Annotated in this window: 14 protein-coding genes and 4 pseudogenes; 8 read left to right on the top strand and 10 right to left on the bottom strand. The window is 74.1% G+C overall.

Features of this window, described 5'->3' with window-relative positions:
• Positions 1–210 precede the first annotated feature (210 nt).
• The gene (locus tag JF597_RS34790; RefSeq protein ID WP_294004594.1) at positions 211–7,260 is read left to right on the top strand and encodes a type I polyketide synthase; all 7,050 of its coding nucleotides are present in this window, start codon (positions 211–213) and stop codon (positions 7,258–7,260) included.
• Positions 7,261–7,293: 33 nt separating this feature from the next.
• The gene (locus JF597_RS34785; protein WP_294004591.1) at positions 7,294–8,838 is read left to right on the top strand and encodes a tryptophan 7-halogenase; all 1,545 of its coding nucleotides are present in this window, start codon (positions 7,294–7,296) and stop codon (positions 8,836–8,838) included.
• Positions 8,839–8,866: 28 nt separating this feature from the next.
• Here JF597_RS34785 and JF597_RS34780 read toward each other — a convergent pair whose 3' ends face one another.
• Complete coding sequence (locus tag JF597_RS34780; RefSeq protein ID WP_294004588.1) at positions 8,867–10,096, bottom strand: hydrolase; 1,230 nt, start codon at positions 10,094–10,096, stop codon at positions 8,867–8,869.
• A 192-nt stretch (positions 10,097–10,288) separates the two neighbouring features.
• The gene (locus tag JF597_RS34775) at positions 10,289–11,056 is read right to left on the bottom strand and encodes an alpha/beta hydrolase (RefSeq protein ID WP_294004585.1); all 768 of its coding nucleotides are present in this window, start codon (positions 11,054–11,056) and stop codon (positions 10,289–10,291) included.
• Between the two features lie 315 nt (positions 11,057–11,371).
• On the opposite strand from JF597_RS34775, the pseudogene JF597_RS34770 reads away from it, so the two are divergent.
• Positions 11,372–12,468 (top strand): annotated as a pseudogene (locus JF597_RS34770) (MFS transporter).
• A 77-nt stretch (positions 12,469–12,545) separates the two neighbouring features.
• Here JF597_RS34770 and JF597_RS34765 read toward each other — a convergent pair.
• A complete protein-coding gene (locus JF597_RS34765) occupies positions 12,546–13,199 on the bottom strand; it encodes a dienelactone hydrolase family protein (protein WP_294004582.1) in 654 nt (217 codons plus the stop codon).
• A gap of 136 nt (positions 13,200–13,335) precedes the next feature.
• Here JF597_RS34765 and JF597_RS34760 point away from each other — a divergent pair, with 136 nt between their 5' ends.
• The 3 genes and pseudogenes from JF597_RS34760 to JF597_RS34750 all read left to right on the top strand — a co-directional run.
• Positions 13,336–13,866, top strand: coding sequence for a hypothetical protein (locus JF597_RS34760; RefSeq protein WP_294004579.1), 531 nt, complete (start codon positions 13,336–13,338; stop codon positions 13,864–13,866).
• A 138-nt stretch (positions 13,867–14,004) separates the two neighbouring features.
• Positions 14,005–14,481, top strand: coding sequence for an SRPBCC family protein (locus tag JF597_RS34755; RefSeq protein WP_294004577.1), 477 nt, complete (start codon positions 14,005–14,007; stop codon positions 14,479–14,481).
• Positions 14,482–14,689: 208 nt separating this feature from the next.
• Positions 14,690–15,164: pseudogene (locus JF597_RS34750) on the top strand (glycosyltransferase family 2 protein); the annotation flags it as partial.
• A gap of 6 nt (positions 15,165–15,170) precedes the next feature.
• On the opposite strand, the gene JF597_RS34745 reads toward JF597_RS34750, so the two are convergent.
• Complete coding sequence (locus JF597_RS34745) at positions 15,171–15,539, bottom strand: DUF6479 family protein (RefSeq protein ID WP_294004574.1); 369 nt, start codon at positions 15,537–15,539, stop codon at positions 15,171–15,173.
• Between the two features lie 236 nt (positions 15,540–15,775).
• Between JF597_RS34745 and ctaD the strand changes: the two genes are divergently transcribed.
• A complete protein-coding gene (ctaD, locus tag JF597_RS34740) occupies positions 15,776–17,449 on the top strand; it encodes a cytochrome c oxidase subunit I (protein WP_294004571.1) in 1,674 nt (557 codons plus the stop codon).
• Positions 17,446–17,634: pseudogene (locus JF597_RS34735) on the top strand (cytochrome c oxidase subunit 4); the annotation flags it as partial. The gene ctaD and the pseudogene JF597_RS34735, both read left to right, overlap by 4 nt.
• Before the next feature lie 63 nt (positions 17,635–17,697).
• On the opposite strand, the pseudogene JF597_RS34730 reads toward JF597_RS34735, so the two are convergent.
• The 6 genes and pseudogenes from JF597_RS34730 to JF597_RS34705 form a co-directional block, all read right to left on the bottom strand.
• Positions 17,698–19,077, bottom strand: a pseudogene (locus tag JF597_RS34730) (ubiquinol-cytochrome c reductase cytochrome b subunit); the annotation flags it as partial.
• Between the two features lie 118 nt (positions 19,078–19,195).
• Complete coding sequence (locus JF597_RS34725) at positions 19,196–19,615, bottom strand: CBS domain-containing protein (RefSeq protein ID WP_294004568.1); 420 nt, start codon at positions 19,613–19,615, stop codon at positions 19,196–19,198.
• Positions 19,616–19,699: 84 nt separating this feature from the next.
• Complete coding sequence (locus JF597_RS34720; protein ID WP_294004565.1) at positions 19,700–20,425, bottom strand: metallophosphoesterase; 726 nt, start codon at positions 20,423–20,425, stop codon at positions 19,700–19,702.
• Positions 20,422–20,664, bottom strand: coding sequence for a BON domain-containing protein (locus tag JF597_RS34715; RefSeq protein WP_294004562.1), 243 nt, complete (start codon positions 20,662–20,664; stop codon positions 20,422–20,424). Before JF597_RS34715 ends, JF597_RS34720 begins: the two co-directional genes overlap by 4 nt.
• Positions 20,664–21,314 carry a nucleotidyltransferase family protein gene (locus JF597_RS34710; protein WP_294004559.1) on the bottom strand — a complete coding sequence of 217 codons (651 nt, stop codon included), beginning with the start codon at positions 21,312–21,314 and terminating at the stop codon, positions 20,664–20,666. The genes JF597_RS34715 and JF597_RS34710 overlap by 1 nt, the downstream gene beginning before the upstream one ends.
• Positions 21,315–21,356: 42 nt before the next feature.
• Complete coding sequence (locus tag JF597_RS34705; RefSeq protein ID WP_294004556.1) at positions 21,357–21,998, bottom strand: diguanylate cyclase; 642 nt, start codon at positions 21,996–21,998, stop codon at positions 21,357–21,359.
• Positions 21,999–22,134: the final 136 nt, after the last annotated feature.

Raw genomic sequence — 22,134 nt, 5'->3', positions numbered from 1 at the left:
ACTCGGACCGAGGCCTGGCCATGGCAGACAGCCGGGACAGAGCCCCCGGTCCGTGCCGCAACCCTGGGCGCTCTTGTTTCACCATCGGGTACTTCCAGAAAACGCCGGTCGCGCGGACGCTGCAACCCAGGCCCCGGCGGCGCCCTCCTACTGGGTAAGTGCCCGGCCCAACAGGGATCGTGGGCAAGGTTGTTGCACCGAGGGGGCCTGGTGGGAGTGGAGCGGGCGTTTGCCGTACGGCCCGTTGCGGAGTTGCTCGTCGAGAACTCCGTGCGCTACGGCCGGAAGGTCGCCTTCGCCGATGACCGGCGGGCGGTGGGCTGGGCCGAGCTCGAACGCAGGACGGGCCGGTTGGCGGCCGGGCTGGACGTGGGCCGCACGGCCCGGGTCGCCTTCTGCCTGGGCGACGGCGTGGAGCTGGTCGAGGGGCTGCTCGCCACGGTGCGGGCCGGTGCCGTGGGGGTGCCGCTGAGCTCCCGCGCCACGGACGCCGAACTCGCGGAGCTCCTGGCCGACTGCGCCCCCGCCGTGCTGGTCACCGACCGGCACAACCTGCCACGGATCACGCGGCTGACGGCCGGACAGCCCGTCCGGCTGCTGGTCACCGGCGAGGGGGCGGTGCCGGGCGGGGCGGCCGCCTGGGAGGCGCTGGCCACCCGACCGTCGTCCGCTCCCGCCGACGACCTCGGTCTGGACGAGCCGGCCTGGCTGCTCTACACGTCCGGGACCTCCGGCACCAGCAGGGCGGCGATCTCCAGCCAGCGGTCGGCGCTGTGGTCCTCGGCCGCCTGCTATCTGCCCCGGCTCGGGCTGTCGGCGACGGACCGCGTCCTGTGGCCGCTGCCCCTCTCGCACACGTACGCCCACTCGCTCTGCGTCCTCGGCACCACCATGGCCGGCGCGAGCGCCAGGATCACCGTGGCTCCGGAACCGGCCGCCCTCGTCCGGCTGGTCGGCGAGTACGCACCGACCGTCCTGGCCGGGGTCCCCCTCACCTACCGGCAACTGCTGGACGCCGGGCTGGGGGCCGTCCCCTCGCTGCGGCTGTGCGTCACGGCCGGCGCGCCCAGCGGACCGGAGCTGCGGGAGGAGGCCGAGGCACGGTTCGGTGCCCCGCTGCTGGACGGCTACGGCAGTACCGAGACCTGCGGCAAGATCGCCGTGGAGTCGCCCGCGGGGCCGCGGGTGCGCGGCAGCAGCGGACTGCCGCTGCCCGGCATGGAGGTACGGATCGTCCCGGCGGAGGGTGGCGGCGAGGACGGCGAGATCTGGGTCCGCGGCCCCGGCGTCATGCTCGGCTACCACGACCGGCCCGAGGAGACCGCCGCCGCCCTGCGCGAGGGCTGGTACCGCACGGGTGACCTGGGCCGGCTCGACGAGCACGGCTCTGTGACCGTCACCGGCCGGGCGGGCGACCGTATCGTGCGCGGCGGCGAGAACGTCGACCCGGCCGAGGTGGAGCGGGTGCTCTGCGGGCTGCCCGGGGTGCGGGACGCGGCCGTGGTCGGCCGGGCACATCCGCTGCTCGGTGAGGTTCCGGTGGCGTTCGTGGTGCCGGACCGTCCGGGCCTCGATCCGGCGCCGCTGCTGCGCGCCTGCGCCGCGGTGCTCTCCGCGCACAAGGTGCCCGAGGAGGTGCTGCCGATCCCGGCGGTACCGCGCACCTCCGGCGGCAAGCCGCGCCGGGCCCTGCTGCGGCGGGCGCTCACCGACCGCCCGGCCGATCCGGGACTCGCCGAACTGGCCGGGCGGGCGCCCGCTGAGCGGCGGGCCGCGCTGACCGACCTGGTGCTGGCGGAGACGGCGGCGGTCCGGGACGGCGCCGCCGATCCGGACGCGGCGTTCGCCGATCTGGGCCTGACCTCGATGGACGCCATGAACCTGTGGCACCGGCTCGGCACCCGCACTGGGCTGTGGCTGCCGGCGACCCTGGTGTGGGACCACCCGAGCCCGGCCGCGGTCGCCGCCCACCTGGACGCACTGCTGCACGGGCCGACGGCGACCGCACCCGGCGGCACGGCGGCGACCGCACAGGACGGGACAGCCGGCACCCCACGGGACGGGACGGCCCGCACGGCACAGGACCGAACAGCCGGCACCCCACGGAACAGCACCGCCCGTACCGCACAGGACGGGACGGCCCGCACCGCGCCGCGGGGCGGGAAGGAGGTCCCCCGGGGCGGGCCGGAGGCCGGGGCCGGGGACGACGCCGTGGTGATCGTGGCGGCCGGCTGCCGCTTCCCCGGTGGAGTGAGCTCTCCCGAGGATCTGTGGCGTCTGGTGGCCGAAGGGCGCGACGCCACCGGTGAGTTCCCGGCCGACCGGGGCTGGGACCTCGCGTCGCTGCACCATCCCGACCCCGACCGGCCCGGGACGACGTACACCCGTCGCGGCGGGTTCCTCGACTCGGTCGCGGACTTCGACCCGCTGTTCTTCGGCATGTCGCCCCGCGAGGCGCTGGCCACCGATCCCCAGCAACGGCTGCTGCTGGAGGTCGCCTGGGAGACCTTCGAACGGGCCGGTGTCCCGGCGCCGGAGCTACGCGGCACCGACACCGGCGTGTTCGTCGGTCTCATGCACGCCGGCGGGTACGGCCGCGGCCGGGTGCCCGACGAGTTGGAGGCCCAGCTCGGCATCGGCTCGTCGCCGAGCGTGGCGTCCGGCCGGATCGCCTACGCCCTGGGGCTGCGCGGCCCGGCGCTCACCCTGGACACGGCGTGTTCGTCCTCGCTGGTGGCGCTGGACCTGGCGGCCCGGTCGCTGCGGGCCGGGGAGTGTGCGCTGGCGCTGGCCGGCGGGGTGACGGTGCTGTCGAATCCGCAGCCGTTCGTCGTGTTCAGCCGGCTGCGCGGACTGTCGCCGGACGGGCGCTGCCGGTCCTTCGCCGCGGGCGCGGACGGCACCGCCTGGGCCGAGGGCGTCGGTCTCGTGCTGCTGGAACGGCTGTCGGACGCCCGCCGCAACGGCCATCCGGTGCTGGCGGTGCTGCGCGGTTCCGCCGTCAACTCGGACGGCGCCTCGAACGGCCTGACCGCTCCCAACGGCGCGGCCCAGCGGGACCTGATCCGGCGGGCGCTGGCCGACGCGGGGCTGGACGCATCGGGCGTCGACGCGGTCGAGGGGCACGGGACGGGCACCGCGCTCGGCGACCCGATCGAGGCGAACGCCCTGCTCGCGACCTACGGACAGCGCCGGGAGCCGGCCGATCCGGTGTGGCTGGGCTCGGTGAAGTCGAACCTGGGGCACACCCAGGCGGCGTCGGGGGTGGCGGGCCTCATCAAGATGATCGAGGCGATGCGCCACGCCGAACTGCCCGCCTCGCTGTACGCGGAGCAGCCCTCGCCGCACGTCGACTGGTCCGGCGGTGCGGTACGGCTGCTCGACCGGCCCCGCCCGTGGCCGCGGGGCGACCGTCCGCGCCGGGCGGCGGTCTCGTCGTTCGGTATCGGCGGCACCAACGCCCACGTGATCATCGAGGAGCCGGCGCAGGCCGCTGCGGAGGCCGGGACGACGGCGGCCGGCGAGGCCCCCACCGCCCCGCCCCCCGGCCGGCTGCCGCTCATGCCCTGGCTGGTCGGCGGGGGTGACGAGGCCGGGCTGCGCGCGCATGCCGCGAGGCTGGCGGCCGAACTGGCCGGCGTGCGGGGGGACGCGGCCGCCCTGGACGTCGCGTTCTCGCTGGCCACGACGCGGGCACCGCTGACGCACCGGGCGGCCGTCCTGGCCCCGGACGTCGCAGGCCTGCTCGACGGGGTGCGCGACCTGGCGGCCGGCGCCGACGGTCCGGCACTGCTGCGGGGCACCGCACGTTCCCGCCCCAAGGTGGCCCTTCTCTTCCCCGGTCAGGGAGCCCAGCGACCGGGGATGGGCCGCGGCCTGCGGGCGGCCTTCCCCCTCTTCGACGCTGCCTTCACCGGCCTCTGCGAGGAGTTCACCCCGTGGCTGGACCGCCCCCTGCTGGAGGCGATCGACGACCCGGGCCTGCTGGACCGTACCGACTACGCCCAACCCGCACTGTTCGCCCACGCGGTGGCCCTGCACACCCTCCTCGACGGCTTCGGCGTACGGCCGGACCGGCTGGTCGGGCACTCCGTCGGAGAGCTGGCCGCAGCGCATGTCGCCGGGGTCTTCTCCCGTGCCGACGCGGTGCGGCTGGTCGCCGCGCGCGGCCGGCTGATGGCGGCCCTGCCCGCCGGCGGCGCGATGATCGCGGTCCGGGCGCCGCTGGCCGAGGTGACGCCCGTGCTCGACGCGGTTCCCGGGCGGCCCGTCGCGGTCGCGGCGGTCAACGGGCCGGAGTCGGTGGTGCTCTCGGGGCCCGAGGACGCGGTGACGGCGGTGGCCGCCGCCGTCGGACGGCCGCAGCGCCGGCTGCGGGTCAGCCACGCCTTCCACTCGCCGCTGCTGGACCCGGTGCTGGCCGGGTACCGTGCCGTCGCCGAGTCGGTGACCTACCGGCGGCCGTCCGTGCCGGTCGTCTCCACGCTCACCGGACGCGCGGAGACGGATGCGCTCGCGACCGCCGCGCACTGGGTGCGCCAGGCGCGCGAGACGGTCCGGTTCGCCGACGCGGTGGGCGTGCTCGCCGAAGACGGCGTCACGGCCTTCGTCGAGGCCGGGCCGTCCGCCGCGCTCGGCGCGGCCGCCGAGGAGTGCGTCGGGCCGGACGCGGGCGCGGTGTTCGCGTCGTGCGGTGACGCCAGGACGACGGTGGAGGCGCTGGCCGCGCTGCATGTGCACGGGGCCGAGGTGGACTGGCGGTCGGTGTACGCCGGTTCCGGTGCCCGGCGGCGCCCGCTGCCCACCCATCCCTTCCGGCGGCAGCGCTACTGGCTGGATGCCGCCCGGCCGCCGAGCGGGTCCGGCCATCCCCTCCTCGGCGAGCCGGTGCCCGATGCCGACGGACCCGCGATCCGGCACACCTCGGTACTGTCCCTGGACCGCCATCCCTGGCTGGCCGACCACGTGATCGGCGGCCGGGTGGTGGTGCCCGCGACCGTCTTCGCCGAGCTGGCGGCCCGGGCCGACGGCTCCGCCGGGCCGGTACGGCTGGCCGAGCTGGCCCTGCACGCTCCGCTCGTCCTCGCTCCGGGGCCGGGGGCGCAGGTACAGGTGCAGGTGGTGGCCGGGGCACCGGACGGGACGGGCGGGCGGCCGGTCACCGTGTGGGGACGGCCGGCCGGCGTGCCGGGCCCGTGGACCCGGCACGCCACCGCGACGACCGCCACGGCCGAGGCACCGCCGGGGGACACCTCCGGCGCCTGGCCACCGCTGGGCGCGGAACGGATCAGTGTCGGCTACGAGCGTCTCGCCGGCCACGGCCACCGTTACGGCCCCGCCTTCCGCGTGTTGACCGCGCTGTGGCACCGCGACGGCGAGACCTTCGCCGAACTGGCGCTGCCGCCCGGGGAAGCGGCGGCCGCCCGGTCGTACGCCCTGCACCCGGCCCTGTTCGACGCGGCGCTGCACGCGGCGCTGCTGGCCGAGGAGCCGGGTGAGCCGAGAGCGCCGGTCACCCTTTCCGGGGTGACGGTGTACGCGAGCGGTGCCGCCGCGGCGCGCGCGGTCGTACGACGGCTGGGCCCGGACGAGTTCGGGGTCACGCTCACCGACGGGACCGGGCTGCCGCTGGCCGCCGTGGAGTCCGTGGTCACCCGACCGGTCCCGGCCCCCGCGCGACCGCCGGCCGAGACCTACCGTCTCGCCTGGCGGCCGGTGCCCCCGGCCGGCACGGCGAGCACGGAGCACGAGGTGCTCGACGTGGCGGAGCTGGCCGCCGCCCTGCCCCCGGACGCTCCCCCGCCCGACCGGGTGCGCGCGCTGCTCGGCGCCGTGCTGGAGCGGGTGCAGGGCTGGACCGCCGGTGCACGGTCGGGGAGGTTGCTGGTGCTCACCGGGAACGCCACCGGAGACGCCCCCGACCCCGCCGAGGCCGCCGTCGCCGGGCTCGTGCGCAGCGCCCAGTCGGAGCATCCCGACCGGATCGTGCTGGTCGACCGGCAGGGGGCCGCTGTCACGCCGACGGCCCTGGCGGCGGCCCTGCGCACCGGAGAGCCGGAACTCGCCCTGCGCGACGGTGCCGCCCTGGCGCCCCGGCTGGCCCTCGCCGGTCCACCGGCCGTCGAGGCCGCCCGCCTGGATCCCGAGGGGACCGTGCTCGTCACCGGCGGCACCGGCGCGCTCGGGGCCGGCCTGGCCCGCTATCTGGTCGCCGACCGCGGGGTCCGGCATCTGCTGCTGGCCGGCCGTGACGGGAAGGTCCCGGACTGGGCGGGCGGACTCGCCGCCGACGTGCGCGTGGTGGCGTGCGACGTGAGCGACCGGGCGTCCGTGCGGGCGCTGGTCGCCTCCTGCCGGCCGCCGCTCACCGCGGTCTTCCATCTGGCCGGGGTGGTGGACGACGGCGTGACCGACGCCATGACGCCCGAGCGGCTCGCGGCCGTGCTCGCGCCGAAGGCGGACGGTGCCTGGCATCTGCACGAGGCGACGAAGGACCTCGGTCTGGCCGCCTTCGTGCTCTATTCCTCGGCCGCGAGCGTGCTCGGCAGGCCGGGACAGTCGAACTACGCCGCGGCGAACGGGTTCCTCGATGCGCTCGCCCGGTACCGGGTGGCGCGCGGCCTGCCCGCGCAGTCGCTGGCGTGGGGGCCGTGGACCACGGCGGGCGCGCAGGGCATGGCGGGCCGGGTGGCACCGGACCGGCTGCGGGAGGGCGGTGTGCTGCCCGTCGGCGAACGGGAGGGCGTCGCCCTTCTCGATTCCGCGCTGCGCCGCCAGGAACCGGTCCTGGTGCCGGTACCGCTGGATCTGCGGGCCGCGGCCGGACCGGGCGCGCCCTCCGTCCTCGCCGACCTGCTGCCGCGCAGCCCGGCCCCGACCGAGGCGGCCCCGCTGGACCGCGCCGCACGGACGCCCGGTGCCTGGCGGGAACGGCTCGCCGCCGTCGCGCCGCCCCGACGCGCGCCGCTGCTGGCCGAGTTGATCCGCGCCGAGCTCGCGGCGGTCCTGGGCTTCGCGGACCCGTCCGCCCTCCCCGCCGAACGCTCCTTCGCCGAGCTGGGATTCGACTCCCTGTCCGCCGTGCAGGTCCGCAACCGGCTCAGCGCGTTCATCCGGGTCCGCCTGTCCCCGACCGTCGTGCTGGAGCACCCGACGCTGCCCGAGCTGACGGCGCACGTCCTCGGGGTGCTCCTCGACGCGGACGCCCTGCCGGGAACGGAGACCGCCGCGGCGGCCGTCCCTGCCCGCCCGTCCACGTGACCACGCCGGTCCGTTCGGAAGAGGAGTTGCCTGATGACGTCGCGAGACGAGACGCGCGCGGACGACGAGCACGGGGCGTACGGGTCATCCGGATCGTTCGGGTACGGGTCGTACGACCTGATCGTGGTCGGCGGCGGGCCGGCCGGGTCGACCGCCGCGACGGCCGTGGCCCGGCGCGGGCACCGGGTGCTCGTGCTGGAGCGTGAGACCTTCCCCCGCTACCAGATCGGCGAGTCGCTGCTGCCCGCCACCGTCCACGGCCTGTGCCGCCTCCTGGGGGCCGACGAGGAGGTCGCGGCGGCCGGGTTCACCCTCAAGCGTGGCGGTACCCTGCGCTGGGGCCGGGATCCGGAGCCCTGGCAGTTCTCCTTCGCGACGACACCGCGGCTGCCGGAACCGACCGCGACCGCCTTCCAGGTGGAGCGCTCCCGGTTCGACGAGATCCTGCTGCGCAACGCCGAGCGCGCCGGCGCCGAGGTACGGGAGGGCAGTCCGGTACGCCGGGTGCTGACCGTGGGCGAGCGGGTGCGCGGTGTCGAGTACACCGACCCGGACGGCACCCCGCGCACCGCGCACGCCCGGTTCGTCATCGACGCGTCCGGCAACACCAGCCGGATCCACGGCCGGGTGGGCGGGGCCCGGGTGTACTCGGACTTCTTCCGCAACCTCGCCGTGTTCGGCTACTACGCGGGCGGCCGGCGCCTGCCGGCGCCGAACGACGGGAACATCTTCTGCGCCGCGTTCGACGCCGGCTGGCTCTGGTACATCCCGCTGCGCGACGACCTGACCAGCGTCGGTGCCGTCGTCTCGCCGGAGCACTACGCGGCCGTCCAGAACGATCCGCGTGCCGCGTGGCAGGACATGATCAAGGCCTGCCCCGAAGTCGGCCGGCTGCTCACGGACGTACCGGTCGCGACGGAGCCGCCGTACGACCGGGTCCGGGTGCGCAAGGACTACTCCTACTGGAAGACGTCCCTGTGGATCCCGGGCATGGCGCTGGTCGGCGACGCCGCCTGCTTCGTGGACCCGGTGCTCTCCTCGGGCGTCCACCTGGCCACCTACGGCGCCCTGCTGGCGGCCCGCGCCGTGAACGCGGCCCTGGAGGGCACCGTTCCCGAGGAGCGCGGCTTCGCCGAGTTCGAGGCACGCTACCGCCGGGAGTACGGGGTGTTCTACGAGTTCCTCGTCGCGTTCTACGACATGGAGCGGGACGACGACTCCTACTTCTGGTCGGCGAAGAAGATCACCCGTGTGGACGTCGACGAGGCCGCCGCCTTCGCCGAGCTGGCCGGGGGCGTGGCGTCGGGTGACACCGGGATTCCCGCCGCGGGCGGGCTCGGCGTCCGGTGGAGCGCTTCGGCGGCCGAACTGGAGGGCGCGGTGGGCCGGTTGGCCTCCGCCGAGGACCGTACGAACCCGCTGCTGAGCACCCGGGTCGTCGCCGAGACCTTCCGCACCGGCAACGACCTCCAGGAGCAGGCCCTGTACGGCGCCCCGCTGGACGGCCCGCTCCCGTCGCCGTCCGGCCCCGGCCCCCTCGGGGTCACCGAGGACGGGCTGTCCTGGCTTCCGGCCTGACGCCGGCGCCACCCGGGCGGCCGGCCGCTCACCTGCCGAAGGAGCGTGCCTCCGGCGTGCGGGCCGGCAGGCCCGCTGCCTTCCGGCCACGCAGACGGCGGTCGAAGAAGGAGGCGAGGCAGAGCCGTTCGACGGTGATCGCGCGGTCCGGGGCGATGGTGCCGATGTTCTTCACGACCGTCTTCCGGGGCAGCCCCAGCCCGCGGGCGATCTGCGGGATCATCGCCTCCTCGTCGGTGAACGTGGCGTGTTCGGCGCCGCGCAGGGTCAGGCCCTCGCGCGGGCCGCGGCTGTGCCGCCACAGGGCATTCCAGGACGGGACCGTGCTCAGGTCGTTGCCGTCCTTGCCGACCAGCAGGAAGGGCCGGTCGAGGCCCTCGGCGGCGACGGTGGAGAGATGGCCGGTGTCACCGTCGTCCTGGACGTAGGCGGCCACGCCGTCCAGGTCGGCCCCGGCCGCGATGCGCCGGTCGTCGTGCATCGCCTGGAGAGCGGTGAAGCCTCCTGCCGAGTGGCCGAACATGCCGATGCGGTCCAGGTCCGGCGTGCCGCCCAGCTCGCGGGACAGCACCCGCGGCAACTCACCGAGCAGGAAGCGGGTGTCGGCCACCCGTACGTCGATCGTCTTCTTCAGGAGCGCCCTGATGCGCTTCTGGTCCGGGTAGGCCCTGTCGTACTCGGCGGGCAGCACGGTGCGTTCGACGCGGCCGCCGGGGAACTGGACGGCGGTCGCGTCGTAGGTGTGGTCGAGCATCACCACGACGTAGCCGCGGGAGGCGAGGCCGTCACAGAGGGTGGTGCCGAGGGAGCGCGGGTCGCCGGTACCGGGTGAGTAGCAGAGGACCGGGTACGGGCCGCGGTCCCGGTCGACCGGGGCGGCTTCGTGGGCGTGGGTGCGGGTGGCCGCCCAGTCGACCTGGTCGGCGGGCACGTCGGCGAGGTTGTTGACGGCGGCGAAGCCGGCCGCCTCCCCCGGCAGCATCTGCGGTGCCCGCGGGCGGCCGCCGACGTCCCGCGCCGGGTAGCGGATGCTGATCATCAGCTCCCGGTACGGCTGTGCGGTGATCCAGGGATCGGCGCGTGCCGTGTCGACGAGGCGCAGGGAGACCGTCCCCACCGGATACGGGCCGCCGGGCGTGGGCAGGGTCAGCCGCACCGGCCCTGCCGTACGCGGCGCGGCCGACGCGGTGCGCACGGCGACGGCGGACAGGGCGGTGGCGGAGACGGCCGACAACAGGGCGGTACGGCGGGTGAGCAAGACAGGCCTCCTCGGCTGCACGGGCCGCGCGGACCGGGCGGACCGGGCGTTTTCAGCGACTCCCCCAGCTTTGTGGACGGGCCGGGGCCGTCACCATCCGGCAGGCCTGCTGTCACCCCGGGGGGTTAGCCCTACGCCCGCCGCCACCGGTGGGCGGGAGCGCCCGGCAGCCTGCCGGGCGCCGAAGGGCCGTCAGCTCAGAGCCGGTGCCGGCAGGGACCGGGTGAGGTGGCGGGCGAAGAAGCGGGCCGCGCTGTCGGCCTCGAACCTGGGGTGTTCCTTGTGCCTGCCCGCGTTGGCGTGCAGGGTCTTCTCCTCAGAGGCGAAGGCGTCGAACAGTGCGAGACCGGCTTCGCGGGGGATGTGTTCGTCGTCCCACTGGAGGTGGAACTGGACCGGGACGGTGATCCGCCGTGCCGCCGCGGCCAGGGCGTCGGGCCAGTGGAGGCCGAGGACGGCGGCGGTGATCCTGGGGTCGGCCGCCGTCAGCGGCACCCCGATCGCGGTGGCCATGTTGAGGCCGTAGTAGCCCACCGGCCCTTCCGTGCCGATCTCGGGGAGGGTCTGGAGGGCGTCGAGGGTCGCCTGCCATTCGGGCACGGCACGCTCGGCGAGGTGGGCGTTGTAGCGGACGACGATCGGGCCCTCCGGCTCGCCCGCCTCCCGTGCCCGGTAGAGCGCGGCGATCTCCTGCTCGTCGTGCGCCGTGCGCGGCCGGTCGCCGTGGCCGGGCGCGTCGATGCAGGCGACGTGGAACCCGCAGCCGTGCACGATCCGGTGGGCGCGGCCGGGCATCGCCGGCCACTTCTTGTGGGTGCCGCCGCCGTGGCCCATCAGGACCAGGGGCGCGCGCCCGGAGGATGCGGGCGACCAGAGCACGCCGGGGATCCCGCCCACGGTGAAGTCGCGTTCCACGACGCCGTCCGAGGACGTCTCGGCGGTGAACTCCAGAGAATGCATGAGGTGTTGCCTTTCGGGATGGCCTTGTCGTTCAGGCGCTCCCGGCGACACCTATGTCGATCGCCCGACCGTGACGGAGCGAGGGAGCACCCACTCGGATACCGCGTTCATGGGTCTCACCTCCTCGTCCGGCGTCACGGTGGCACCGACGCTACGCAGCGGGGGCCACGTGGGTCCACCGGTTTTCTCCCGCCTCTCGTCCGTCCGTCCAAGGACCACCGATCTTTGTCCATGGACGGAGCGTCCGCCGGCGGCGAGGGTCGGCGCATGGGTGGATCCGCGGTCGGGGACAGGTACGTGCCGGTGCGGGAACGGATGCCGGGCGGGCTCGTCGCGCTGGCGTTGGGCGGGTTCGGCATCGGGCTGACCGAGTTCCTGATCGCCGGGCTGCTGCCGCAGGTGGCGTCGGGTTTCTCGGTGTCGGAGGCGGCCGCGGGCCGGCTGGTCTCCGGGTACGCGCTGAGTGTCGCCGTCGGCGCGATCGTCCTCACCGCGGCGACGGCCCGGCTGCCTCGCAAGCGGGTCCTGGTCGGGCTGGTGGTGCTGTTCGTCGTCGGCAACCTGCTGTCCGCGGTCGCGCCCACCTACGCCGTGCTGCTGCTCGGGCGGATCGTCGCCGCCCTGTGCCACGGCTCGTTCTTCGGCGTGGGCTCGCTCGTCGCCCGCAGCCTGGTCGCTCCGGAGCGGAAGTCCCGGGCGGTGGCCGTCATGTTCGCCGGGCTGACGTTCGCGAACGTGCTGGGCGTGCCGGTCGGCGCGTCGGTGGGCGAGCGCTGGGGATGGCGGGCGGCGTTCTGGGCCGTCACCGCGATCGGCGTGCTCGCGCTGGCCGGCATCGCCGCCCTCGTCCCTGCCGGAGCGGGTGCGGTGCCCGGGGACGCGGCGGGCGGCGGGCTGCGGGACCAGGTGCGCGCGTTCCGCTCCGCGCAGGTGTGGCTCACCCTCACCGCCACCGCGCTCGGCTACGGCGGGATGTTCGGGGCGTTCAGCTACATCGCCTACACCTTCACCGGGGTCGGCGGTTTCTCCGCGGCCGATGTCGCCTGGCTGCTGATGGTGTACGGCGTCGGCCTGGTCGTGGGGAACGTGATCGGCGGCCGGTGGTGCTGGTGTTCCTGATGGGGGTGACCGGGTTCGCCGCCGTACCCGGCATGATCACTCGGGTGACCGATGCCGCGGGGGGCGCGGCGCTGGCCGCGAGCGCCAACGTGTCCGCGTCCAACGTCGGCAACGCCCTCGGCGCCTGGCTCGGCGGCCTCGCCATCACGGCGGGCCTCGGCTACACGGCGCCGCTGTACACCGGCGCCGCGCTCACTCTGGCGGCGCTGGCGGTCATGGTCGTCGCCGCGCGCCGGGCCGTGCCGTCCGCCGACCGGAGCGGTCGCGGGCCCGTCGGGCGCCCGGGCGGCTGACGGGCCCGCTCTCCGGCACCCGGCCCTGGGTCGCGTCCGGGGCCATCACCGGGCCGCTCTCGACACCTTGGGCGGGGTCAGCCGGGCAGACGGCGGGTGAACCAGTCGCAGGCGAGGTGTGCGACGCGCTCGAGGGTGCCCGGCTCCTCGAACAGGTGGGTCGCGCCGGGAACGACTTCGAGCCGGGTCTCGCCCGGGATCTGCCGCATCGCGTCCTGGTTGAGCCGCAGGACCTCCTGGTCGCGTCCGCCGACGATCAGCAGGGTCGGCCGGCGGACGGACGCCAACGCGCTCCCGGCCAGGTCCGGCCGTCCGCCCCGGCTGACGACCGCGCGGACCGTGTCCGGACGCACGGAGGCTGCGACCAGGGCGGCCGCGGCGCCCGTGCTGGCGCCGAAGAGCCCGCACGCGAGCTCCGCGGCGGGCTCGTACTCCCCGAGCCAGTCGGCGAGGTCGGTCACGCGGGCGGCGAGCAGGCCGATGTCGAAGCGGAGCTCCCCCGTGACCGCGTCGGTCCGCTCCTCCTCGCGGGTGAGCAGGTCGGCGAGGACGGTGCCGATCCCGGCCGCCTGCAGTTCGCCGGCGACGAAGCGGTTGCGGGGACTGTGCCGGCCGCTGCCGCTGCCGTGCGCGAACAGCACGACCCCTTTCGCCGCCTCGGGGACGGCCACGTCGGCGTCGAGCCGCACCCCCGTCACGGGTATCCGCACACTCTCCACGACCGCGTTCACGGCGCCCTCCTCACCTGCGGGAGTTTCATGATGCTCCGGGCGTGAATCCCCTGTCGCGGGCAGCGGGATCCGGCACCGTCCTGCGGGTACTCGGGTGCCGCCGCCACCGAGGCGGCGGGAAACGAGGACACGAACGATGACGACACCGACCCACCACCGGGCCCGCCCGCGGGTGAACGGACTCCGGACGGACCTGCTCGGGATCTACCTCAACGACCACCTCGCCGGGGCCACGGTCGGTGCCGGCCGCTCCCGGTTCATGGCCCGGTCGCACCGCGACACACCGGCGGCCGGCCCCCTGCGGGTGCTCGCGGCCGAGATCGCCGAGGACCGGGAGACCCTCCTGCGCGTCATGCGGGACCTGGGCGTGCCCGCGCGCCGCTACAAGACCGTCGCCGCGGGCACGGCCGAGCGGCTCGGCCGGCTCAAGGCCAACGGACGTCTGCTCCGTCCTTCGCCGCTCACGCTGGTGATCGAACTCGAGTTCCTCCGGCTGGGGGTCAAGGGCAAGGAACTCGGCTGGCGGACGCTGCGGTCTCTGGCCGAGGCGGACGACCACCTGGACGGGCGGGAGCTCGACGGGCTGATCGACCGGGCCCACCGTCAGCTGCGCACCCTGGAGGACCTGCGGGTCAGGGCGGCCCAGGACGTGTTCCGTACCGGCTGACCCGCCTCCCCGCCGGTGTGTGTTGCCCGCGCGCCGAGTGGGGTACCCGGCCGCTGTGCACAAGCGAACACCCCTGGGACGCATACCCGACGCATGCGCGCGCCCCGGGAACGAGCCGCCTGCGACGAGGAGGAACAGATGAGCACGGTCAAGGAAGCCGTGGAAGTCGACGTCCCGATCCACACGGCCTACAACCAATGGACCCAGTTCGCGGACTTCCCGAACTTCATGGAGGGTGTCGACGAAGTCACGCAGCTCGATGACCGCCACAACCACTGGACCACCAGCATCGGCGGGGTGCGGCGCGAGTTCGACACCGAGATCGTCGACCAGCTGCCGGACGACCGGATCACCTGGCGGACCATCGACGGCGACACCCGGCAGCGCGGGTCCGTCCGCTTCGAGCCCCTGGACCCGACGCACACCAGGGTCGAGCTCACGATGGACGTCGAGCCCTCGGGGCTGGCCGAGAAGGGAGCGGACGCGCTCGGCATGATCGACCGCCGGGTCAAGGGCGACCTGCACCGCTTCAAGGACTTCATCGAGCAGCGCGGCGCCGAGAGCGGCGCGTGGCGCGGCCGTATCCGGCCCGGCGATCCCGGCGGCCTGCATTGAGAGCGGCCGGCCGGCAGCGGTCGTACCCCCGGGAACCCCGGACCCGCGCGGCGGGCCCGGGGTTCCGCCGTCGTCGGCTGCTCCGGCGCGTCGGCCGCCCCGCCGGCCGCCGGGCCGGGCCCGTTCTCAGGCGGCCCCCTCCAGGGCCTCCGGCAGGGGTCGGCGAGCAGGCCCGTCTGGAGGAGGCCGCTGGGCCGGTGCGCTCGACTGGCTGCCGGGCCCGGCGCCGGGTTCTTTCCTGGCGGCCGCCACCGTGCTGCGCGCCGACGCCTTCCGTGCGGCGGGCGGCTTCTACCCCGGTCTGCGGCTGGGCGGCGAGGAGGAGCTGTCGGCGGCCGACCCGCTGCGGCGGGGCCGGCGGCTCAGCTACCTTCGACCACCTGACGGGCCATCACCAGGCGTCGGTGGTGCGGGACAGCACGGCGCGCCGGGTCCTCGGGCTGCGCAACACCCTGTGATTCACGTGGCTGCACCGCCCGCTGCTGTCCGCCCTGCACCGAACGGCACAGCTGCCGGCCATCGTTCCCCGTGACGCCGCCTCGGCCCGCGCGGTCGGTGCCGCGCCGGCCGGGCTGCCCTGGGTGCTGCGGCAGCGCCATCCGGTTCCGAGGGACCTGGAGCGCCGTCTGAGGGCGCTCCAACGGGCCCGGCGCCACTCCGCCGCCCGCCGTTACGTGGGCTGAGACGGCTCACTTCGCGCCGCTGCCGCCGCTGCCGAAGGAGCCACTGGAGCCGGGGTGCCAGCGCGGGCGGGTCTGGTCGCCGCTGGGCCTGCTGTGCGCGTTGCCCAGCTGGTGCGGGGTGAGACGCTCACCGTCGCCCGCCGCCCGGGGCACCTCGTTCGGCTCGCGCATGTTCTGCTCCTCGTACACGGGTCCGGAGTCGGGCAGTTTCGGCTGCTCCGAGCGCCGCGGCGGTGCCGACTCGCGCCGCCGCACCCCGATGCCGAGGCGTACGGCGCCCATGAGCGCGGCCGTGACGAGCACACCGCAGACGACGATGACGACCATCCCCGCCGCCGAGCCGGCGGCGGCCAGTTGCTCCAGTGCTGTGTCCATCCGCGCCGGGTACCCGCCACCCGGCATCGAATGCCCGGCCGCGAGGCGTGGCGGACCTGGTCTTCGGCGGGTCACCGGTAGCGTCGGGCGGAGCTGACACATCCCATCCGTCCGCTATGCCGGTTTCATCGTCACGGGCGGCGGTCGCGCCCGCGCGGGAGCCGGACGGTTTTCCGGGTACGGCGGGCAGGGCACCCGCGTGGCGCTTCCGGCGCTCGGCACGGCTGAGGAGGACCATGAGCGAACTCTCGCAACGCGTCGGCGAAGAGCCCGCGCCTCCCGCGCCTCCCGCGTCGCTGGGGCGCCGGCTGCTGGGCTGGACGTCGACGACCGACCACAAGGTGATCGGCCGGCTGTACATGGTGACGGCGTTCTGCTTCTTCGTGTTCGCCGGGCTGCTCGCGCTGGGCATGCGGGCCGAACTGGCCCGTCCCGGGCTGCAGTTCCTCAGCAACCAGACCTACAACCAGTTCGTCACCATCCACGGCACGATCATGATGCTGCTGTTCGCGACCCCGATGTTCGCCGGTTTCGCGAACGCGATCATGCCGCTCCAGATCGGCGCCCCGGACCTGGCCTTCCCGCGCCTCAACGCACTGTCGTACTGGATGTACCTGTTCGGCGGGCTGATCGTGGTCTCCGGGTTCCTGGTGCCGGGCGGCGCCGCGGCCTTCGGCTGGTTCGCCTACGCGCCGCTGAACAGTGCCTACTTCTCCCCCGGCGCGGGCGGTGACCTGTGGGCGATGGGGCTGGTGGTGTCGGGTGTGTCGACGACGCTGACGGCGGTGAACTTCCTCGCCACCGTCCTGTGCCTGCGCGCCCCGGGCATGACCATGTTCCGCATGCCGATGTTCACCTGGAACGTGCTGTTCACGTCGATCCTGGTGCTGCCCGCGTTCCCGGTGCTCACGGCCGCGCTGCTCGCCCTGGAGTCGGACCGGAAGTTCGGCTCGCACATCTTCGACGCGCACAACGGCGGGGCCCTGCTGTGGCAGCACCTGTTCTGGTTCTTCGGGCATCCCGAGGTGTACATCGTGGCGCTGCCGTTCTTCGGCATCGTCTCCGAGATCATCCCGGTGTTCTCGCGCAAGCCCCTCTTCGGCTATCTGCCGATGATCGGGGCCACCACCTCCATCACCATGCTGTCCGCGGTCGTCTGGGCGCACCACATGTTCGCGACCGGGGCGGTGCTGCTGCCGTTCTTCTCGATCATGTCGTTCCTGATCGCCGTCCCGACCGGCATCAAGTTCTTCGCGTGGATCGGGACGATGCGCGGGGGGTCGCTCTCCTTCGAGACGCCGATGCTCTGGTCGATGGGCTTCCTCGTGACGTTCCTGCTCGGCGGGTTGAGCGGAGTGCTCGTCGCCTCGCCCCCGCTCGACTTCCACGTCACCGACTCCTACTTCATCGTGGCCCATCTGCACTACGTGCTCTTCGGGACGGTGGTCTTCGCGACGTTCGCCGGGTTCTACTTCTGGTGGCCCAAGTTCACCGGGAAGATGCTCGACGAGCGGTGGGGGAAGGTGCATTTCTGGCTGCTCTTCCCGGGGTTCCAGCTGACGTTCCTGGTGCAGCACTGGCTCGGGGCCGAGGGCATGCCCCGCCGGTACGCCGACTATCTGCCGGCGGACGGGTTCACCCTCCTCAACACCCTCTCGTCGGCGGGCGCGTTCCTGCTGGGCGTCTCCACGCTGCCGTTCCTCTACAACGTCTGGCTCACGGCCCACCGGGGACGGCAGGTCGAGGAGGACGATCCGTGGGGGTACGGGCGCGGACTGGAGTGGGCGACGAGCTGCCCGCCGCCGCGGCACAACTTCGTGGCGCTGCCCCGGGTGCGGTCGGAGTCGCCGGCGTTCGACCTGCACCATCCGGAGATCCTGCGGCTGGCGGAGAAGAAGGGGCTGCGGTGAAGGTCGAGGCACTGCTCTTCGGTGGGGTGGCCGTCTTCTTCGGCGGCGCCGCCGCGCTCTACGGCGTGTGGTCGCGGGCCGACCCGGCCGGGACGGCGGCGCTGATCGTGGCGTTCGGGATGGCCGCGCTGGTGTCGTTCTTCTGCGCGGTCAGCTACATCCGGCACGGCCCGCGCCCGCAGGACCGCACGGAGGCGGAGGTGGCGGAGTCGGCCGGGCCGGTGGAGTTCTTCCCGCCGCACGCTCTCGTAGCCGCCGGCGAGCGTCTGCCGTACGTCACCGGTCTCCTCGCCCTCGGTCAGCCGCTCCCGTTCCGCGTGCAGCAGGGCCCGGCACAGCGAGCGGGTCAGGAAGAAGGCGACGATGGGGGCCACGATCAGGGCGATACGGAAGATCCAGGTCAGGGCGTTCACCGAGATCCGGAAGGCCTGCGACATGACGTCGTTGCCGCCGGCCAGCAGCAGCACGCCGTAGAAGGTGATCCCGGCCACGCCGAGGCCGGTGCGGGCGGGCCGTTCGCGCGGACGGTCGCAGAAGTGCTGCTCCTGGCGCCACTCCCCGGTCAGCCGCTGCTCGACGAAGGGGTGGGCGTACAGCACGAGGAACAGCAGCGCGGGCAGGACGACGGCCGGCAGCAGGACGTTCCACATGAGGGTGTGTCCGGCGAAGTTCGTCTCCCAGGGCGGGACCAGGCGCAGCGAGCCTTCCAGGAAGCCGACGTACCAGTCCGGCTGGGAGCCGGTCGACGCCTGGTCGGGGCGGTAGGGGCCGTACTTCCACACCGGGTTGATCTGGGCGATGCCGGCGAGCGCCACCAGCAGTCCGGAGACGCTGAGGGACAGGCCGAGGGAGGACGCCGTGAACTGGGGGTAGAGCGGCTTTCCGACGACGTTGGAGTTCCTGTGGCCGGGACCGCGCCACTGGGTGTGCTTCAGGTGGAAGACCAGGATCAGGTGGACGGTGACGAGGGCGATGAGCGCACCCGGCAGCAGCAGGATGTGCAGGCTGTACAGCCGGGGGATGATGTCGTGGCCGGGGAACTCGGAGCCGAACAGGAACATGCCCACGTACGTGCCCACGACGGGGATGGAGAGCGTGATGCCCTGGGCGATCCGCAGTCCGGTGCCGGACAGGAGGTCGTCCGGCAATGAGTAGCCGGCGAAGCCCTCGGCGAGGGCGAGCGCGAAGAGCGTGACGCCGATGACCCAGTTCATCTCCCGGGGCCGCCGGAAGGCGCCGGTGAAGAAGATCCGCAGCAGGTGCACGCCGATCGCGGCGACGAAGACCAGCGCGGCCCAGTGGTGGGTCTGCCGCATCAGCAGGCCGCCGCGGACGTCGAAGCTGATGTGCAGGGTGGAGTCGAAGGCCCCGGACACGGGCTGCCCGAGGAGCGGGACGTACGACCCCTCGTAGACGACGTCCCGCATCTCGGGCTTGAAGAAGAACGTCAGCCACACGCCGGTGACCACCAGGACGATCAGGCTGTACAGGGCGATCTCGCCCAGCAGGAACGACCAGTGGTCGGGGAAGGACTTGCGCAGCAGCTGACCGGCGCCGTCGTGGACGGGCAGCCGGGCGTCGACCGCGTCCGCGAACCGCTCCCCCGCCGCACCGTGCTCGGGATCCACCAAACGCCTCCTCGCCTCTCGCCATCCCTTGCCCGGGAGGCGCGGGGCGAGTACCCGGTCGGCGCGAAACACCCGCGCGGCTGGGTCGTGGCACCCGATCGGCTGAGGCCCGGCCGGCTCAGGTGTTGGGCCGCGCCGCGCTGATGTCGCCGAGGGCGGACTTCTCGTCGCGTTCGATCGCGAGGTCGCCGATGGCGATGATGCCCACCGGCTGGTCGCCGTCGACGACCGGGAGCCGCCGTACGGCGTGCTCGCGCATCAGCCGGACCGCCCGGTCCAGGGTGTCGTCCGGGGTGATGGTGACCAGGTCCTCGCTGGCCGCCTGCATGACGGTGGTCCGTTCCGGGTCGGCGCCTTCGGCGAAGGCCCGCACCACCAGGTCGCGGTCGCTCACCAGGCAGCGCAGGTGCCCTTCCTCGGTCACCAGGACCGCGCCGACGTCCTCGTCCCGCATCACCCGGGCCACGGCGGCGACCGACGCCTGCGGTTCCACGGTCACCAGGTCGCTGGTCATGATGTCGCGTACGTGCTGGGCCATGACCGGCCCCCTTCCCACTCTTCGAGGGTGTCTGTCGGCGACCGGGTACCCCTCGTGCCGGGTCTCTCCCGGACCACCGCGAGTTCAGCGGGCAGAAAGCGAATAGACGTGGAAGGCCCGTCCGATGACGGGCTGGGCCACGTTGCGCACCCGTACTCCCCCACCGGTCATGCCGTGCTCGGTGCCGGCGTGCGCGTGTCCGTGGACGGCGAGGTCGGCGCCCACGGTGTCGATGGCCTCGGCGAGCAGGTAGCTGCCGAGGAACGGGTAGATCTCCGGGGGTTCGCCGGCCAGGGTGTCCGGGACGGGGGCGAAGTGGGTCAGGGCGATACGGGTGTCGCACTCGTGCCGGCGCAGCTCCTCGAGGGCGGCGCGCAGGCCGTCGGCGCGGCGGCGTGCGTACCGTACGAACTCCTTCATCACCGGTTCGCCGAACTCGCCGGCGCACCGGCCGACGAACCCGCCGCCGAAGCCCTTGGTGCCGGCCACGCCGATCCGCAGACCCCGGTGGCTCACGACGGTCGCCTCGCCCTCCAGGACGTGCGCTCCGGCGTCCCGCAGGATGGCCGTGACCTCGTCGGGGTGGTCGTCGTGGTGGTCGTGGTTGCCGAGGACGGCGACGACCGGGACGCCCAGGTCCTTGATCTCCCGGGCGACGACCCGCGCCTCCTCCGGAGTGCCGTGCCGGGTGAGGTCGCCGGCGAGCAGGAGGATGTCGGCGCAGCCCGGCAGCGTCTCGAAGGCCGGCCGGAGGGTGCCCTGGCTGTCCGGGCCCATGTGGATGTCGCCGACGGCCGCGACCCTGGTCATGTCAGCACCTCCGGGTGGTCGGGCGGGGCGGTCTCGGCGACGACGAGGTCGCAGTGGACCGGCACCCCCGCCAGTTCGTCCTGCACGACGCGGCTGACGGCATCACGGCAGGCCGCGGACGGGACGGTCCCGGTCAGCAGGACCGTCCCGCCCCGGATCTCGGCCCGTACCCCCAGCTCGCCGCACGGCCCGGCGGCGAGGTGCTCGGCGACGTGCGCCACCAGGTATTCGAGGTTCATCACTGCTCCTGCGGGGGGTCGATGACGTTCAGCCGCTCCAGGAGGAAGAGGAAGGCGGCAGGCATCGGCTCGTCGCCGCAGCGGCGCCGCACCTCTCCCCAGTCGACCTTCTCGCGCAGCGTGCGGGCCACCGGGAGGACGGCCCCGAAGTCGCAGTGGTGCTCCGAGAAGGCCATGTTCAGGTTCACCAGCAGGTCGGTCGCCGACAGGACCGGCATGTGGACGGAGTCGACCGAGAGTTCCTGGGCGCGGGCCAGCAGATCCACGGTGACCGGACGGTGGGCGAGTTCGAAGATGATGTCGACGTCCTGGTCGAAGCAGGCCGTCTTCACCAGCCAGTCCTCCGGCGGGACGCGCACCGTCAGACCGGCCGCGCGCAGGGACTCGGCCACTGCCTCGGCGTCCTCGGGCAGTACGCAGAAGTCGGCGTCGTGCCGGAGTCTGCCGCTGCCGCCGTGGGCGTAGACGGCGACGCTTCCGGCCAGCGCGAACCTGTGTCCGGCGCGTTTGAGGATGGCGCCGATCTGTTTGGCCGCCTCCAGGATGGCCTGGGTGCGGTCGGGCGGGAGCTGTTCGGGTGCGGCCGACTCCGGCTCCGGGTCGGCCACCCTGAGGTCGGGGGTGCGCGCCGTGCCCTCTCCGTTTCTCATCGACGGCTCCCTTCGGGACGCGGGCGGGACGGACGACACGCGCTACGCCCCCCGCGCTGCCGATGCGGCGCGCCGGCAGCGCCACAGCTCCTCGGCGTACGGCAGGGCGACGCCGCCGACGACGGCCCCGGCGAGCGCCGCCAGGTACCTGGCCGGCAGCGGGTGCTCCTTGGGCAGCAGCCGCCAGTCCTGCGCACCCGGGCCGCCGCGCAGGGTCGCCCGGACCTGGTCGGCGTGCAGGCAGGCGGTGAACGCCAGGGCAGTGAGGGGCAGCACCTCCAGGAAGCTGTGGATGTGCTGCTCGATCGGCCGGACCTCGCGTTCGCCGACGGCCAGCGAGACGTCCCACACGGCCGTCGCGCCGTGGGTGAGGGCGGCGCCGCCCATCACCGAGAGCACCAGGGGGTTGACCCGGGCCAGCAGGCCCATGAGTACCGGCACCCCGGCCTCGGTCATCATCAGGGCGTGGACCGCGGACTCCCTGGTGCCGCTGGTGTGCTCGATCCGGGTCCGTTTGTGCATCCACCAGTCGGCGAGGCCGGGCAGTACCCACAGCGGCAGGGCGCCGTACAGGAGGAATCGCCTGCTCGCGTCCTCCACCTCGGTCGAGTGGAGCGGGATGCGCAGGTCGGCGGAGCGCCGCCAGTTCCGCCAGGCCTTCCGGGGCAGCACACGCAGTGCCATGAACACCTCCGTGGTCGGTCTGTCGATGACCCGCCTCTCCGGTACCCCTCCTCATCCGGGCGACACGCCGTGCACAACCGGGTGGCCACGGGGTACTCGGCTGCGGTCCCCAGTCACACACGCGGATCAGGAGAGA

The organism is Streptomyces sp., assembly GCF_019510245.1.
In the GTDB taxonomy this organism is placed as follows: Bacteria; Actinomycetota; Actinomycetes; order Streptomycetales; family Streptomycetaceae; genus Streptomyces.
This window is presented reverse-complemented; position numbering and strand designations above follow the sequence as displayed.